The sequence below is a fragment of the Streptomyces sp. NPDC005393 genome, assembly GCF_040606675.1.
Classification (GTDB): domain Bacteria; phylum Actinomycetota; class Actinomycetes; order Streptomycetales; family Streptomycetaceae; genus Streptomyces.
Genome location: NZ_JBEXFG010000006.1, coordinates 48,907 through 65,033, shown reverse-complemented (window position 1 = coordinate 65,033; position 16,127 = coordinate 48,907). Strand labels below are relative to the sequence as shown.

At 72.8% G+C, this 16,127-nt stretch carries 14 protein-coding genes; 11 read left to right on the top strand and 3 right to left on the bottom strand.

From position 1 onward, the window contains the following. Positions 1–16 precede the first annotated feature (16 nt). The 5 genes from ABZS71_RS08595 (at position 17) to ABZS71_RS08575 (ending at position 6,746) form a co-directional block, all read left to right on the top strand. Positions 17–1,378 (top strand): NYN domain-containing protein, encoded by a 1,362-nt coding sequence (locus tag ABZS71_RS08595; protein WP_356208439.1) that lies wholly within the window; start codon positions 17–19, stop codon positions 1,376–1,378. Between the two features lie 265 nt (positions 1,379–1,643). Next, entirely contained in the window at positions 1,644–2,669 is a 1,026-nt protein-coding gene (locus ABZS71_RS08590; RefSeq protein WP_356208438.1) for an NlpC/P60 family protein, read from the top strand. A gap of 206 nt (positions 2,670–2,875) precedes the next feature. Continuing rightward, positions 2,876–4,024: a C40 family peptidase gene (locus tag ABZS71_RS08585; RefSeq protein ID WP_356208437.1), complete on the top strand. Its 1,149-nt coding sequence runs from the start codon at positions 2,876–2,878 to the stop codon at positions 4,022–4,024. Positions 4,025–4,055: 31 nt separating this feature from the next. Next, positions 4,056–5,333 carry a hypothetical protein gene (locus ABZS71_RS08580; RefSeq protein ID WP_356208436.1) on the top strand — a complete coding sequence of 426 codons (1,278 nt, stop codon included), beginning with the start codon at positions 4,056–4,058 and terminating at the stop codon, positions 5,331–5,333. Between the two features lie 270 nt (positions 5,334–5,603). After that, on the top strand, positions 5,604–6,746 hold the full coding sequence (locus ABZS71_RS08575) for a glycosyltransferase family 4 protein (protein WP_355853731.1): 1,143 nt from the start codon (positions 5,604–5,606) through the stop codon (positions 6,744–6,746). A 345-nt stretch (positions 6,747–7,091) separates the two neighbouring features. On the opposite strand, the gene ABZS71_RS08570 is transcribed toward ABZS71_RS08575, so the two are convergent. Next, positions 7,092–8,888, bottom strand: a complete 1,797-nt coding sequence (locus ABZS71_RS08570; protein ID WP_356208435.1) for an AMP-dependent synthetase/ligase — start codon at positions 8,886–8,888, stop codon at positions 7,092–7,094. Positions 8,889–9,140: 252 nt separating this feature from the next. Here ABZS71_RS08570 and ABZS71_RS08565 point away from each other — a divergent pair, with 252 nt between their 5' ends. From ABZS71_RS08565 to ABZS71_RS08540, 6 genes are all read left to right on the top strand, one after another. Further along, on the top strand, positions 9,141–9,902 hold the full coding sequence (locus ABZS71_RS08565) for a metallophosphoesterase (RefSeq protein ID WP_356208434.1): 762 nt from the start codon (positions 9,141–9,143) through the stop codon (positions 9,900–9,902). A gap of 66 nt (positions 9,903–9,968) precedes the next feature. Next, complete coding sequence (locus ABZS71_RS08560) at positions 9,969–10,409, top strand: SRPBCC family protein (RefSeq protein ID WP_356208432.1); 441 nt, start codon at positions 9,969–9,971, stop codon at positions 10,407–10,409. Between the two features lie 329 nt (positions 10,410–10,738). Then, a complete protein-coding gene (locus tag ABZS71_RS08555; RefSeq protein ID WP_356208431.1) occupies positions 10,739–12,067 on the top strand; it encodes an ArsA-related P-loop ATPase in 1,329 nt (442 codons plus the stop codon). A gap of 164 nt (positions 12,068–12,231) precedes the next feature. Further along, on the top strand, positions 12,232–12,705 hold the full coding sequence (locus tag ABZS71_RS08550) for a DUF5304 domain-containing protein (RefSeq protein WP_355853716.1): 474 nt from the start codon (positions 12,232–12,234) through the stop codon (positions 12,703–12,705). A 58-nt stretch (positions 12,706–12,763) separates the two neighbouring features. Then, positions 12,764–13,705 (top strand): ROK family glucokinase, encoded by a 942-nt coding sequence (locus tag ABZS71_RS08545; RefSeq protein WP_355853713.1) that lies wholly within the window; start codon positions 12,764–12,766, stop codon positions 13,703–13,705. 14 nt (positions 13,706–13,719) lie between these two features. Next, positions 13,720–14,544, top strand: coding sequence for an endonuclease/exonuclease/phosphatase family protein (locus ABZS71_RS08540; RefSeq protein WP_356208429.1), 825 nt, complete (start codon positions 13,720–13,722; stop codon positions 14,542–14,544). 54 nt (positions 14,545–14,598) lie between these two features. Here the strand turns inward: ABZS71_RS08540 and ABZS71_RS08535 are convergent, their stop codons facing one another. Together ABZS71_RS08535 and ABZS71_RS08530 are read right to left on the bottom strand one after the other, a co-directional pair. After that, entirely contained in the window at positions 14,599–15,213 is a 615-nt protein-coding gene (locus tag ABZS71_RS08535; RefSeq protein ID WP_355853707.1) for a hypothetical protein, read from the bottom strand. Then, on the bottom strand, positions 15,206–16,021 hold the full coding sequence (locus ABZS71_RS08530) for an alpha/beta fold hydrolase (RefSeq protein ID WP_355853704.1): 816 nt from the start codon (positions 16,019–16,021) through the stop codon (positions 15,206–15,208). Before ABZS71_RS08530 ends, ABZS71_RS08535 begins: the two co-directional genes overlap by 8 nt. Between the last annotated feature and the right edge of the window lie 106 nt (positions 16,022–16,127).

Here is a 16,127-nt window from a genome sequence, read left to right as displayed (position 1 = left end):
AACGGAGCGATGACAGGTGGTGGAGCGGACGGGCGGCCCCGGAGCGGCCGGTGACGCCGAGGGCGTCACCGAGGCGCTCGACGGCCCCCTGCCGGAAGGGGTGCGGCGGCGTGTCGTGGCGCTCGTCGCGGATGCGTTCGGTGGTCTGACGGTCACCGAACTGCCACCTCAGCTGCGGCAGTACGCCCGTTTCACCCCGACCCGCCGGGCGAAGTTCGCGGGGAACGCGATGGCCGCCGCGGTGGAGAGCGACCCCGTCTTCCGGCAGCGGATCGCGGGGCGGCTGCGGGAGACGCAGCCGGAGCTGGCCGAGGCGATCGAGGGCGGTTCGCCGCCCGCCGCCGCCGATCCGGTGGATGTCGCGGCGGTGGCGTATGTGCTGCGCCCGGTGGGCTGGGTCAAGCTGGTCGAGGCCGCCGGTGAGGAGGCCCAGCGGGCGTCGGCCGAGCGGGCCGGCGAGGAGGCGGCGCGTGAGCTGCAGCGGCTGCGCGACGAGCTCGCGGAGGCCAAGGCGGCGGCGCGCGGTGACGCGGAGCGGGCGCGCGCCGAGCTGGATGCGGCGCGCAAGGAGAGCGACGCGCTCCAGCGCAAGTTGCGGAGCGCGCTGAGCGATGTGAAGCGGGGCGCGGCGGCGCTGCGCAAGGCCGAGGCCGAGCTGGACTCCGTACGGTCCGAGGCGGCCGCCCGGCAGGCGACCGCCGACGGCGAGGCGCGTCGGCTGCGGGCCAGGCTCGCGGAGGCGGAGTCGGCGCTGGAGGCGAGCCGGCGGGCGGTGCGCGAGGGGCGCAGCGTGGAGGACATGCGGCTGCGGCTGCTGCTGGACACGGTGCTGGACGCGGCCCAGGGGCTACGGCGCGAACTGGCGCTGCCGCCCGCGTCGATGCGTCCGGCGGACGCGGTGGAAGCGGTCGAGCCGGGGAAGATGACGCCGAAGGACATAGCGACCAGGGCGCTGTCGGAGACGGACCCGGCGCTGCTGGACCAATTGCTCGCGCTGCCGCAGGCGCATCTGGTGGTGGACGGCTATAACGTCACGAAGACCGGTTATCCGACAATGCCGTTGGAAAAGCAGCGGCTGCGGCTGCTGGGCGGTCTCGCGGTGCTCGCGGCCCAGACGGGCGCGGAGATGACCTGTGTCTTCGACGGGGCGGATCTGGCCGCTCCGGTGCTGCTGGCACCCCCGCGCGGGGTGCGGGTGCTGTTCAGCAAGTCGGGGGTGACCGCGGACGAGCTGATCCGGCAGCTGGTGCGGGCCGAGCCGCCGGGCCGGCCGGTGGTCGTGGTGTCGACCGATCGCGAGGTGGCCGACGGGGTGGCGCGCGCCGGGGCGCGCCCCGTGGCATCGGCCCTGTTGCTGAAGCGACTTGCGCGCACCTAAGTGAAGTCTGATTATCAGCACAGCGTCAATTGACCGTCACTGCCCGTGTGATGTTTGTAAAAGATGCCCTCGAAGGGCGACTTTTTTGCCGTTGGGATTTGAACGGATCACGGCGGGGTCACTAAGGTCGGCTCGAACCTTCGCGCGGTTGATCATCCATCGGGGATGGCAGCGGGGGTACCGCCGAGTCCGTGCCCTGACGCGGAGCCGGGGATTCAACCCCCCAAACCCGGTAGGCGGCTGGAGGAAGAAGGAGCTCGCCCCCGTGGCGTCCCACCGTCGACCCAAGCAGCCGAGCCGTACTCGGGTAACCGTTTTCACCGTCACCGCGGCTGCCGCCGTCGCCCTCACTTCCCAGGCCGCCCAGGCCGCTCCGAAGCAGGACAAGAAGGACGTCAAGGAGCAGGTCGACAAGCTCTACGACGAGGCGGAGCAGGCGACCGAGAAGTACGACGGCGCCAAGGAGAAGCAGCAGAAGCTGGAGAAGCAGGTCGGCGACCTCCAGGACAAGGTGGCGCGCGGTCAGGAGGACCTGAACAAGCTGCGCGACGGCCTGGGCTCGATGGCCACCGCCCAGTACCGCACCGGCGGCATCGACCCCTCCGTGCAGCTGCTGCTCTCCTCCGACCCGGACACCTACCTCGAGAAGGCGTCCACCCTCAGCCAGCTGAGCGGCAAGCAGGCCCAGTCGCTGCAGAAGATCGCCGACAAGCAGCGCACGCTCAAGCAGCAGCGCGAAGAGGCGTCCACCCAGCTGCAGGACCTGGCGGACACCCGTAAGGCGCTGGGCAAGAAGAAGGACGAGATCCAGGGCAAGCTCGCCAAGGCCCGGCAGCTCCTGAACACCCTCACCGCCAAGGAGCGCGCCGCGCTCGCGGCCAAGGAGCAGGAGCGCGCCAACCGCTCCAGCCAGCGCGCGAACCTCGGCAATGACGTGCCCGACTCGCAGCGGGCCGCCGCCGCGCTCGCCGCCGCCAAGACGAAGATCGGCTCCCCGTACGTCTGGGGCGCGACCGGCCCGTCCTCCTTCGACTGCTCCGGCCTCACCGGCTGGGCGTACCAGCAGGCCGGCGTCCAGCTCCCGCGTATCTCGCAGGACCAGGCGAACGCCGGCACCCACATAGGCCGGGGCGAGCTCAAGCCCGGCGATCTGGTGCTCTTCTACGGCGATATGCACCACATAGGCCTGTACGCGGGCAACGGGCAGGTGCTGCACGCCCCCAAGCCCGGTGCCAACGTGCGCTACGAGTCGATGGACAACATGCCGTTCCAGTTCGGCGTGCGGATCTGATCCCAGGCTTCGTCGAAAGGGTGCGGGCCCCGTCCTTTCGGGCGAATCCCCGCACCCCCGCGCTGACCCCCACCCCGTCGTGACCTGCGTCTCCGGCGGGGTGTCAGTTTGTCAGCCCGCCCATTCCCTTGGCTCGGGGCACAGCCGCACGGCTACTGTCTGCCGCGCAGGTCTCCCCGACACTGCGGAAGGGAGTGCGGCTTCCCATGACGTCCGCTCGCCGCGCCTCGAAGCCCGGATTCCGCCGGGCCACCGTCTGGACCACCGCCTCGGCGGCCGCCGTGGTCTCCGCCGCCGCGCTGTCCGCCGGGCCGGCCGGCGCCGAGCCGCATGATCCCGCCGGCGGCCACCCGGCCGCCCGGCCCGTCAGCAGCCGGATCGACACGCTCTACGCACAGGCCGAGCGGGCGACCGAGCGGTACAACGCCGCGCGGACACGCGCCCACGGGCTGCGCTGCCAGGCGGACCGGATCCAGGACCGCGTCGCCCGCGGCCAGGAGCGGGTCAACCGGATGCGGATGGCGCTCGGCGCCCTCGCGGGCGGGCAGTACCGCACCGGCGGGTTCGACCCCGGTATCGCCCTGATCCTCTCCGAGGACCCCGCCCACTACCTCGACAAGGCCGCCATGCTGGAGCGGATCACCAGCCGGCAGGCCGACCGGTTACGGGTCCTCAAGAGCGCCCAGCGCACCCTGCGCCAGGAGCGGGCGGAGGCCGCGGCCAAGCTGGTCAAGCTGGAGCACAGCCGCAAGGCCGTGGCCCGCCACAAGTGGGCCGTACAGCGCAAGCTGGCGACCGCGCGGCGGCTGGTCGGCGCGCTGCCGCCGGGTGAGTGGGAGACCTACGCGCGCGCCTCGCGCGACGGGCGCGGTCCGTACGGTGTGCCGGGCGCCCTCGCCGGCGCGCTCCACGGTGCCCCCCACGGCGGTGTCCGCGGCGCACTCCCCGGCAGTCTCCCCGGCGCCGTCCCTGGCGCCCTCCCCGGCGCTCCGGGCCTTCCGCCATCGTCCGGGTGGGCGGCCGCCGCGTTCGGCGCGGCGCGGGCGGCGGTCGGACTGCCGTACGCATGGGGGCAGGCCGGGCCCGCCGCCTTCGACTGCTCCGGGCTCACCCAGTGGGCGTACGCCCGCGCCGGAGTGGCCATTCCGCGCACCTCCCAGGCCCAGGCGCAAGCCGGGCAGCCGGTGCCGCTGTCCCAGGCCCGCCCCGGAGATCTGGTCGTCTACCGCTCCGACGCCAGCCATGTCGCGATGTACGCGGGCAACGGGCAGGTGATCCACGCGCCGCACCCCGGGGCGCGGGTCCGCTACGACCCCGTCGGCATGATGCCGATCTCTTCCATCACACGCGTCTGAAGCCGGCGCACGGGCTCGTACGATCTAAGGCGTGTCGGGACGGTGGAGGTCGGGCGGATGGCGGGCGCTGCTGCGCCTGCCGCTGGTGTGTGCGCTCGCCCTCGTCGCGGTGACCGGATGCGGCCCCGTCGCCGCGCCCGACGACCCCGAGGGCCGGGACGGCCGGGCCGTGCAGCGCCTGCTCGACCGGCGGGCCGCGGCGATCCGCGACCGTGACGCCGGCGCCTTCCTCGCCACCGTCGACCGCGGCTCCGCCCGCTACCGGACCGAGCAGCGCCGGGTGTTCACCCAGATGTCCGCCGTACCCCTGCGCTCGTGGACCTACCGGCTCGTCCGCACCGGCGGCTTCCAGCCCGCCCTGGGCACCGGCCACCGCATCGCCGCGCAGGTCGAACTCCGCTACCGGCTCGCCGGATACGACACCGCGCCGGTCGTCTCCTCCCAGTACCTCACCCTCGCCCAGCGCGGCGGGCGGTGGTACGTCGCCTCCGACGACGGCGTGGTCGACGGCAAGCGCGCCACCGAGCAGCTCTGGGAGCAGGGCACGGTCGACGTCGTACGCGGCCACCACAGCCTCGTCCTCGGCGTCGGCCAGGACCGGCGGCTGCTGCACGCGGTCGCCGACACCGCGGACCACGCGGTGCCCGCCCTCGGCCATGTCTGGCCCCACGCGTGGGCCGGGCGCGTCGTGGTCGAGGTCCCCGCCTCGCTCAACCGGATGGCCTCCCTCCTGGGCGCCTCCGCCAGCGGCTACCGGGGTATCGCCGCCGTCACCACGGGCGAGGTCGGCGGGTCCGGCGACTACGCCACGCCCGCCGACCGCGTGATCGTCAACCCCGAGGCGTACCAGGTCCTCGGCCACTTCGGCCGCCGCGTCGTGATCACCCACGAGACCGCCCATGTCGCCACCCGCGCCGCCACCACCGCCGCCACCCCGCTCTGGCTCTCCGAAGGCTTCGCCGACTGGGTCGGCTACCGCGCCCCCGGCCGCACCCCCCGCCAGATCGCCCCCGAACTCACCGCCTCCCTCGCCGCCGGCCACCTGCCCCGGTCCCTCCCGCGCGACGACGACTTCCGCTTCGGCAGCGACTCCGACCGCCTCTCCCGCTCCTACGAACAGGGCTGGCTCGCCTGCCGCCTCATCGCGGACCGGTGGGGCGGGAAGCGGCTGGTGGAGTTCTACCGGGCGGTGGGGAAGGCGCCGGAGCGGTCGGGGGCCGTGGAGTCGGCGCTGCGGGGGGTGCTGGGGGTGAGCCTCGGGAAGTTCACGGCGCTGTGGCGCAAGTACGTGGCGGGGGAGCTCGGCTGACCCTCCGCCCCAGACCATGCCCCGGGGGGCCGGGCCCCGGCTGTGGCCAAGGCCCCGGGCCGGCTCGTGAAGTGCCGAGGGGCGAAATTCAGCCCGTCCGGCGATTGAGGACACGCCCGGAGGGCGTCCTGGGGTCCAGGGGCGAAGCCCCGGGTGGGGGTGTGGGGGCGGAGCCCCCGGACGGGGTCCGGGGAGGAGCCCCGGTTTCGGGAAGGGGCGGGGTGGGGGAGAAGCCACCGCTCGCACCCCCACCCGGTACTGTCGGCCCCGATGGACAAGACCCTGCTCGTGACCAACGACTTCCCGCCACGCCCCGGCGGCATCCAGGCGTTCCTGCACAACATCGCGCTACGCCTCGACCCGGGGCGGATCGTCGTCTACGCGTCCACCTGGAAGCGCGGCCAGGAGGGCGCCGAGGCCACCGCGCGCTTCGATGCCGAGCAGCCGTATCCCGTCGTGCGGGACCGTACGACGATGCTGCTGCCCACGCCGCGCGTCACCCGCCGCGCGGCCGCGTTGCTGCGCGAACACGGCTGCTCCTCGGTGTGGTTCGGGGCCGCGGCCCCGCTGGGGCTGATGGCCCCGGCGCTGCGGAAGGCGGGGGCGAGGCGGCTGGTGGCGACCACGCATGGGCATGAGGCGGCCTGGGCGCAGCTCCCCGCCTCGCGGCAGCTGCTGCGGCGGATCGGTGAGGGCACGGACACGATCACCTATCTCGGCGAGTACACCCGCTCCCGGATCGCCGCGGCCCTGGACCCGCGTGCCGCCGCCCGGATGGTTGAACTGCCGCCGGGGGTGGACGAGAAGACGTTCCACCCCGGCTCGGGCGGCGAGGAGGTCCGGGCCCGGCTGGGGCTGGCGGACCGGCCTGTCGTGGTGTGCGTATCGCGGCTGGTGCCGCGCAAGGGGCAGGACACGCTGATCGAGGCGATGCCGGCGATCCTGCGGCGGGTGCCGGACGCCGTGTTGCTGATCGTCGGCGGTGGGCCGTACGCCAAGGATCTGCACAGGCTGGCGGAGACGACGGGGGTGGCCGATTCCGTACGGTTCACCGGGCCCGTCCCGTGGGAGGAGCTGCCCGCGCACTACGGCGCGGGCGATGTGTTCGCCATGCCGTGCCGCACCCGTCGCGGCGGACTGGATGTCGAGGGGCTCGGCATCGTCTATCTGGAGGCGTCCGCGACCGGGCTGCCGGTCGTCGCGGGCGACTCGGGCGGCGCGCCGGACGCGGTGTTGGAAGGGGAGACGGGGTGGGTCGTGCCGGGTGGCTCCGCCGAGCAGAGCGCCGAGCGGATCGTGGCGCTGCTGGAGGACCCGGGGCTACGGCGGCGGATGGGCGAGCGGGGCCGCGCCTGGGTGGAGGAGCGCTGGCGCTGGGACCTGCTGGCGGAGCGGTTGCAGACGCTGCTCTGAGCCTTCCCGCCCGGCGGACGCCCCGGTTTTTCGGGCGGTTGCAGACGGTGCTCTGAGCCTTCCCGCCCGGACGCCCCGGTTTTCGAGCGGTCGCAGACGGTGCTCTGAGCCCTCCCGCCCGGACGCCCCGGTGTTTTCCGTGCCCCGCCGAAAACCCAGCCCGCCCGGCGAGCGACGCGGCACGCGGCACCGGGCGGGGCCTGGGGTGAAATCCCAAGGCCCCGCCCGGTGCCGGGCCTGGGGTGAAATCCCAAGGCCCCGCCCGGTGCCGGGCCTGGGGTGAAATCCCAAGGCGGCTCCGGGGGTCCGGGTCTGGGCGGAGCCCAGACCCTCCACCCACCGGCGTCAGCTCTGGTAGATCGCCTCGATCTCCGACGAGAAGTCCTTCGCCACCACATTCCGCTTCAGCTTCAGCGACGGCGTCACATGCCCCGAGTCCTCCGTGAACTGCGTCGGCAGGATCCGGAACTTCCGCACCGACTCCGCCTTCGACACCGCCGCGTTCCCGTAGTCCACCGCCGTCTGGATCTCGGCCAGCAGATCCGGGTCCTCCCGCAGCTCGGCCACGGTCACACCCTCCGGCTTGCCGTGTTCGGCCGCCCAGCGGGGCAGGAACTCCTCGTCCACGGTGACCAGCGCGCCCACGAACGGCCGGCCGTCGCCGACGACCATGCACTCGGCGACCAGGGCATGGGCCCGGATGCGGTCCTCGATCACCGCCGGGGCGACGTTCTTGCCGCCCGCGGTGATGATGATCTCCTTCTTGCGGCCGGTGATGGTGAGGTAGCCGTCCTCGTCGAGGGTGCCGACGTCCCCGGTGTGGAACCAGCCGTCGGAGAGCGCGTCGGCCGTCGCCGCCTCGTTGTTCCAGTACTGCGTGAAGAGGTGTTCGCCGTGCAGCAGCACCTCGCCGTCATCGGCGATGCGGACCACCGAGCCGGGCATGGGCTGGCCGACGGAGCCGATCTTCTGCCGGTCCCAGGGGTTGAAGGTGGTGGCCGCGCAGGACTCCGTGAGGCCGTAGCCCTCCAGCACGGTGAAGCCGATGCCCCGGTAGAAGTGGCCGAGCCGGGCGCCCAGGGGTGCGCCGCCGGAGATGGCGTGGGTGGCGCGGCCGCCGAGCACGGCCCGCAGCTTGCTGTAGACGAGCCGGTCGAAGACCTTGTACTTGAACTTGAGGCCGAGGGACGGGCCGCCCGGGGTGTCCAGCGCCTTGCTGTACTCGATGGCGATGTCGGCCGCCTTGTCGAAGATCTTGCCCTTGCCGTCGGCCTGGGCCTTCGCCCGTGCCGAGTTGAAGACCTTCTCGAAAACGCGCGGCACGCCCAGCACCAAGGTGGGCCGGAAGGCGGCGAGTTCGTCGGTCAGCGACTTCACATCGGGGACATGCCCGAGCTTGATCGGCGCGAGCACGGCCGCGATCTCCACCAGCCGCCCGAAGACATGCGCCTCCGGGAGGAAGAGCAGCACGGACGACTCACCGGTGTTGAAGATCGGCTTGAGCCGGGCGACCGCGTTGCCGCACTCGGCGAAGAAGCTGCGGTGCGAGAGCACACACCCCTTGGGGCGGCCGGTGGTGCCGGAGGTGTAGACGATGGTGGCGGCGGAGTCGGCGTTGGCGAACGAGGAGCGCTCGTCCACCACCTCGTCCGGAACGTCCGCGCCCAGCTTCCGCAGCGTCTCGATCGCGTCGCCCTCGATCCGCCAGACGTGGTGGAGGGCGGGCAGGGTGTCCCGTACGGCCTCGACGGCGGCCTCGTGCACCCCGGTCTCGACCAGGGCGGCGACCGCGCCCGAGTCGCTGAGGATCCACTGGACCTGCTCCGGTGAACTCGTCTCGTACACCGGCACGGTGACCCCGCCCGCGCTCCAGATGGCGAAGTCGAGCAGCGTCCACTCGTAGCGGGTGCGGGACATCAGGGCGACCCGGTCGCCGGGCGAGACCCCCGTGGCGATCAGGCCCTTGGCGGCGGCACGGACCTCCGCGAGGAACACGGTCGCGGTGACGTCCTCCCACCGGTCGTCGACCTTGCGGCCGACCACAGCGACATCCGGATGCTGTGCGGCGTTGCGTCGGATGAGGTCCGTCAGATTGCCGTCGGCCGGAACCTCGTACAGGGCCGGAAGGCTGAACTCGCGCAAGACTGCTGCTCCTCGTGGGGCGCCGGCGCCGCTACAGGGCATGGGGGGTGTGGACGGCCCGGACGTTACCCATGGGTAGGGCTTCCGGGATAGGGGTTGCTGCCTAGATGTTTGATGCGTCACACACCGCCTTCGTACTGTCCGCAGACTAGTCCACAGGGGCAACGACCCGGAAGTAAGCGCAGGTAGACGCGGGGCGGTGCAGGCAGAACACCTTACGGGCGCATGGTCACAGGTCTTAGGGTGACACGCATGCGAGTCCACGTGGTGAGTGACGTGCACGGCAACAGTGAAGACCTCGGGAAGGCGGGCGACGGGGCCGACGCCCTGCTCTGCCTGGGTGACCTCGTTCTCTTCCTCGACTACGCCGATCATTCCCGCGGGATCTTTCCCGAGCTCTTCGGTGCCGAGAACGCCGACCGCCTCGTCGAGCTGCGCACCGCCCGCCGCTTCGAGGAGGCCAGGGAGCTCGGCAACCGGCTGTGGGCCGGGCTCGACCGCGACGCGGCCATCGAGTCCGCCGTCCGCCGCCAGTACGCCGAGCTCTTCGCCGCGTTCCCCACTCCGACGTACGCCACTTACGGCAATGTCGACATACCGTCGCTGTGGCCCGAGTACATCCGGCCCGGTACCACCGTCCTCGACGGGGAGCGCGTCGAGATCGGCGGTCTCGTCTTCGGCTTCGTGGGCGGCGGGCTGCGCACCCCGATGCGTACGCCGTACGAGATCGACGACGAGACCTACGCCGCCAAGATCGCGGCGCTCGGCGAGGTGGACGTCCTGTGCACCCATATCCCGCCGGAGGTCCCCGAGCTCTGTTACGACACCGTCGCCCGCCGCTTCGAGCGCGGCAGCGTGGCGCTGCTGGAGGCGATTCACACCGTTCGGCCGAAGTACTCCCTCTTCGGCCATGTCCATCAGCCGCTCGCCCGCCGTATGCGGATTGGCGCCACCGAGTGCGTCAATGTCGGACACTTCGCCTCCATCGGGACCCCCTGGACCCTGGAGTGGTGACCCGCGCGCGGTAGCCTTCAGCGGCAGACATCCCATGCGGCGGACCGGTACGGAGGAGCCACGGCGATGGCGGAACACACCAGCTCGAGCATCACGATCGAGGCGGCACCGGCCGACGTGATGGAGGTGATCGCCGACTTCGACCGCTACCCGGAATGGTCCGGAGAGGTGAAGGAGGCCGACGTCCTCACCAAGGACGAGCGGGGGCGAGGCGAGCAGGTGCGGATGGTGCTCGACGCCGGGGCCATCAAGGACGACTACACCCTTGAGTACAGCTGGACCGGCGACGACCAGGTCAGCTGGTCCCTGGTCAAGTCCCAGATGCTGCGTGCCCTTGACGGCTCCTACCGGCTCGCCGCCCTCGACGACGGCAAGAGCACCGAGGTGACGTACCAGCTCACGGTCGACGTCAAGATCCCCATGCTGGGCATGATCAAGCGCAAGGCCGAGAAGGTCATCATCGACCGCGCCCTCGCGGGCCTCAAGAAGCGAGTCGAGGCGGCCTGAGCCCGGGGCGGAGCCGCTACCTCCGGTGTGTGAGGAGCCGGGGGTCGGGGGCGGTGCCCCCAGCCCCCGGCCGCTCCGGTGTTTGAGGAGCGGGGGTCCAGGGGGGTGCCCCGGCCCTTGGGCCTCCGGCGCTTGAGGAGCGGGGGTGCCGGGGCGGAGCCCCCGGAACAGGGGCCGGGGGCGGGGTCCCCGGGGTGGTTCAGCGCGGGCGCGGCCAGGGCTCGGTGGTGGTCGGGGTGATCCGCCCCGCGAGGTACGCTCCGGCCGGGTGCGGATCATTCGGATGCCGCGCCACGAACCCACGCACCACCCCGCCGGAGGCTCCCTTCATGCGTACGGTCCTCGTCACCGGTACGGGCGGCGCGGGCCGCACCACGGTTGCCGCCGCGACCGCCCTCGCCGCCGCCCGGGAGGGGCAGCGGGCACTGCTGCTCACCGCCGACCCGGACGGCACGCCCGAGGCGCTCCTCGGCATCGGGGCGCTGCGCTCCGCCCCGGGGAGGGCGCCCGACCGGCTGCCGTGGTCGGTGCCCGTGGAGCTCACCCCCGGGCTGTGGGCCGCCCGGATCGTGACGGACGAGTGGTTCCGCGCCGAGCTGACCGCCCTCCAGGATCGCGGCCGGGCCGCGCTCGACATGCTCGGCGCGACCCCGCTGGACGGCGAGGAGCTGACCGCCCTCCCGGGTATGGAGGCCATCGCGCTGCTGCGCGCTCTGCGCGCCGCGCAGACCGCCCCGCCCGGCACCGGCTGGGACGTCCTCGTCGTCGACATGCCGCCCGCGCCCGACACCGTGGCGATCGTCGCGCTGCCCGAGCAGCTGCGGCGCTATCTGCGGCGGCTGCTGCCCGCCGAGCGGCAGGCGGCGCGTGCGCTGCGGCCGATGCTGGCCCAGCTGGCGGGGGTGCCGATGCCCGCGCAGAAGCTGTACGAGACGGCGGAGCGCTGGGAGCGCGAGCTGGCCGGCGTGCAGGGCGTGATCGACTCCGAGGCCACGACGGTACGGCTGGTCGTGGAGCCCGGACCGGTGGCCGACCGCGCGCTGCGCACCGCCCGCGCCGGGCTCGCGCTGCACGGCTGCCGCATCGAGGCGGTGATCGCGAACCGGCTGCTGCCCACCGGCACCGCCGATCCGTGGCTGGCCGCTCTCTCCGGGCAGCAGCAGGCCGCGCTCAAGGAGCTGTACGAGCAGTGGGCCCCCGCCGTCCCGATCCGCGAGCTGCCCCATCTGGGCCGCGACCCGCATGGGGTGGGAGAGACGCATGGGGTGGGAGAGACGCATGGGGCGGGGGATGCGCAGAGGGAGACGCACGGTCCCGAGTCCGCCCGCGCCACGGCCGGACTGGCCGCGCTCGCCGGGGCCGTCGGGGCGCCCGGCGCCCGGCCGGACCGTCCGGCCGCCGACCCCTGGAGCGTCGAGGACCGGCTGGCGGAGGACGGGGCGCTGCTGTGGCGGCTGCCGCTGCCCGGCGCCGACCGCGACGCGCTCGGTCTGGTGCGCCGCGGCGATGAACTGATCGTCACCTTCGGCCCGTTCCACCGGGTGCTGCCGCTGCCGTCCGCGCTGCGCCGCTGTACCGTCTCCGGCGCCGGGCTGCGCGACGGCCGGCTGCAGGTCCGCTTCACCCCCGACCCCGACCTGTGGCCCAAGCGGCTCTGACCCCGACCTGTGGCCCAAGAGGCTCTGACCCCGACCTGTGGCCCAAGAGGCTCTGACCCCGCCCGGTCATGGGCTCTGACCTCGGCCCCTCATTCCGGTAACGTCGATGACAAGCCCGGATGAACGCACCCGGACAGCCCGCATCCCCGCCGCAGGAGTTCGCCATGAGCGATGCCACCGAGCGCCCCGCAGACACCCCGGACACCGACGTACCGGTGACCGAGATCGACCCCGACGCCTGGGAGCGGGCCTGCGCCGAGGATCTCGCCGCCGAGCGGGCCCGGCAGCGGGCCCGGGAGTCGGCCGAGGAGCCGGGCAGCGCCGCCGACGAGTTCCGCAAGCTGGCCGACGCCCTCGCGGACAAGGTCGCCGGGCTGCAGGCGCCGCTCGCCGGGACGGCGGTGCAGGGTGCCGTACAACAGTTGATTGCACAGGCGAAAGCGGCCGTCGAACCGGTCATAGAGCGCAATCCCGATGTATTCGAGCACCTCGCCGGCGCTGGTACTGAGCTGCTCGCCGCCTATCGTGCCGCCGTATCGGGACAGGAGCACCGCTGGACCCAAAGCGGCGAAACCGGCCGGAAGGGCCATGGCGACGAAGGGGAGAGTTCGAGTAGTGAACACATCGACCTCGACTGAGCGCTACCTCCGGTACCGTTAGCCCACGGCGGGGTTCGACCAAATAACTGAGGGACTCATGGGACTCACCATCGGCGTCGATATCGGCGGCACGAAAATCGCGGCTGGCGTGGTCGACGAAGAGGGCTCGATTCTCGAGACAAGCCAGGTTTCGACCCCGCTGACCCCCGAGGGGGTCGTCGACTCGATCGCGGCCGCGGTGCGCAAGGTCAGCACCGGCCATGACGTCGAGGCGGTCGGCATCGGCGCGGCCGGTTATGTGGACGACAAGCGCGCCACCGTGCTCTTCGCGCCCAACATCAACTGGCGGCACGAGGCGCTGAAGGACAAGGTCGAGCAGCGCGTCGGGCTGCCCGTCGTCGTGGAGAACGACGCGAACGCCGCCGCGTGGGGCGAGTACCGCTTCGGCGCCGGCGCCGGCCATGACGACGTCGTGTGCATCACGCTCGGCACCGGTCTCGGCGGCGGCATCATCATCGGCGGCAAGCTGCACCGCGGCCGCTTCGGCGTCGCGGCCGAGTTCGGCCACATAAGGGTCGTGCCGGACGGTCTGCTGTGCGGCTGCGGCAGCCAGGGCTGCTGGGAGCAGTACGCCTCTGGCCGCGCCCTCGTCCGCTACGCCAAGCAGCGCGCCGCCGCCACCCCGGAGAACGCGGAGGTGCTCCTCGGCCTCGGCGACGGCACCCCCGAGGGCATCCAGGGCAAGCACATCAGCGACGCCGCCCGCCGGGGCGACGCGGTCGCCATCGACTCCTTCCGTGAGCTGGCCCGCTGGGCCGGGGCCGGGCTCGCCGACCTCGCCTCGCTCTTCGACCCCTCGGCGTTCATCGTCGGCGGCGGGGTCTCCGACGAGGGCGATCTCGTGCTGGAGCCGATCCGCAAGTCCTTCCGCCGCTGGCTGGTCGGCAATCAGTGGCGGCCGCACGCCCAGGTGCTCGCCGCCCAGCTCGGCGGCAAGGCCGGGCTCGTCGGCGCCGCCGACCTGGCCCGCCAGGGCTGACCGGAGGGCCCGTCGTGCCGCTCGCGGACCTGCCCGGATCCAGTACCGGCCCGGACGCGGCCGTGGTGCGCGTGCTCAGCTACAACATCCGCTCGATGCGCGACGACCGCGGGGCGCTGGCCCGGGTGATCCGGGCCTGCGCCCCCGATGTGGTCTGCATCCAGGAGGCGCCGCGGTTCTTCCGCTGGCGCAAGGCCGCCGCCTGGCTGGCCCGGGAGACCGGCCTCGTGTACACCACGGGCGGCGCCACCGCCACGGGCCCCATGATCCTCACCTCGCTGCGCGCCCAGGTGGAGCGGGCCGAGGACATTCTGCTGCCGCGCGTCCCCGGGCTGCACCGGCGCGGCTTCGCGACCGCCGTGCTGCGCTTCGGCGGCGGCCACCGGGACACGGACCCCACGGACCCCACGGACCCCACGGACCCCAGGGGGGCCACCAACGGCATCCGGCTGGGCGTGATCAGCTGCCATCTGAGCCTGGCGGCGGCCGAGCGCTACGACCAGGCCGGAATGCTGCTGGACCGGCTGGCCGCGTTGGACGTCCCGTACGCCGTCGCGGCCGGTGACATCAACGACCGGCCGGACGGCCGCGCCTTCCGCCGGATCGCCGGGCAACTGCGTGACGGCTGGGCCACCGAGCCGTGGGGGAGCGAGGCCACCTCGACGCCGAAGGATCCGCATCAGCGCATCGACGCGCTCTTCGCGTCCGAGGGCGTCGAGATCATCGGCTGCGGGGTACCGGCCGGGCTGCCGGGCGTCACCGACGGCGATCTGACGGCGGCCACGGACCATCTCCCGGTCCTGGCCGCGCTCCGCCTCCCGCGCGTCTCCCCGGCCTGAGGCCGAACAACAGGACTCGGGCGACAGGGCCCACGGCTCAACAGGGCCCACGGCTCAGACGACGGCGCCGCGCCCCGGGTCCTCGTCTTCTTCGTCCTCGCTGTCCCTCATCCGCAGCACCAGCGTGAGGAAGCCGCCCAGGAAGCCGCCGACGCCCAGCGTCGTGATCCACCAGGTCATCTCGACCCGGAACAGCACCACGCCGAGCAGCAGCAGCGGACCGCCCAGCACGCCCAGCCAGGCGAAGCGGGACGTGGTGTCCGACTCGGGCAGCGGCGGCGGCTCCGGCGGGACGAAATGGCCCTCGTCGGTCGCGTCGAAGTCGTCTTCGGAGGGCTCGTCGGCCTCCCAGTCGCGGGGGCCGACGCCCGGTGCGTAGACGATGAAGCTACCGAGGGGCTTGTCGGGCTTGGTGAGCGCGCCGGTCGCCGACTCGCCGGCCGCCTGCTCGTCCTTCTCGCCGTCGTCAACACCGTCGAGGTCGCCGTCCGGGCTCGGCGAGGGGCGCTCCCGGCCCCACTCCTCCGTCAGGTTCTCGGCGGCGGGCCAGCGCTCGGCGCCCGGCGGGTCCGGAGGCTCCTCGCCGTACGCCGCGACGATGTCGGCGAAGGCGGCGTCGTCATCGCGCCGCGCGTCCGCCTCGTTCTCGTTCGAATCGGGCTCAGCCACCGGCCGTCGCCCCCTCCTTCCCGCTGCCGCTGCCGGAGTCCCTCCCGGTTTCCTGTTCCCTACCCGCCGTCAGCCGGGTGATGAACGCGTCCGTCTCCTCGAAGATGAACTCGGCATCGTGGTCCAGCGTCGCCACGTGATAGCTGCGCTCCAGCAGCCGCTCGCTGACGTCCCGCGAGGACACCTGGCTCAGGATGCGCTCGGAGTCGACCGGCGGCACCACATGGTCCTGCCGGCTGTGCATCACCAGCAGCGGCTGGGTGACCTGCGGCAGCTCGGCGTCGACCAGCCGGAAGAACCGGCGCAGCGAATGCACGGCGTGCAGCGGCACCCGGTGGTAGCCCGACTCCTCCGCCCCCGGCTTGGCGATGTCGCTCACGATGCCCTTGACGGAGGGCACCAGATGACGCATCACCGGCAGCGCGACAGCCAGCGGATCGTGCACCTTGTTGCCCGGGTTGACCAGGGCGAGGCCGCTGATCGCCGAGCCGTGCTGGGCGGCCAGCCGCAGCGCGAGCGCGCCGCCCATGGACAGACCGCAGACGAAGACCCGCTCGCAGCGCTCGCTGAGCGCCCGCAACTCCCGGTCCACCTCCGCGTACCAGTCCTGCCAGCCGGTGACGGCGAGGTCCTGCCAGCGCGTGCCATGGCCGGGAAGCAGCGGTAGGGAGACGGTCAGACCGCGCGCCGCGAGATGATCGGCCCAGGGCCGCACCGACTGCGGGGAACCAGTGAAACCGTGACAGACGAGGACGCCGATCTCTCCGCCGTCGTGGCGGAACGGCTCGGCTCCGGGAAGGAGCGGCACCACGGATCTCCGTTCGGTGATGAAGCGGGCATCGGGTCCTCAGCGTACGCGGCGCGCCGCATGCGGGGTAGGCAGGTTAAGGTCTCCTCGTCGGATACAGGAGGTC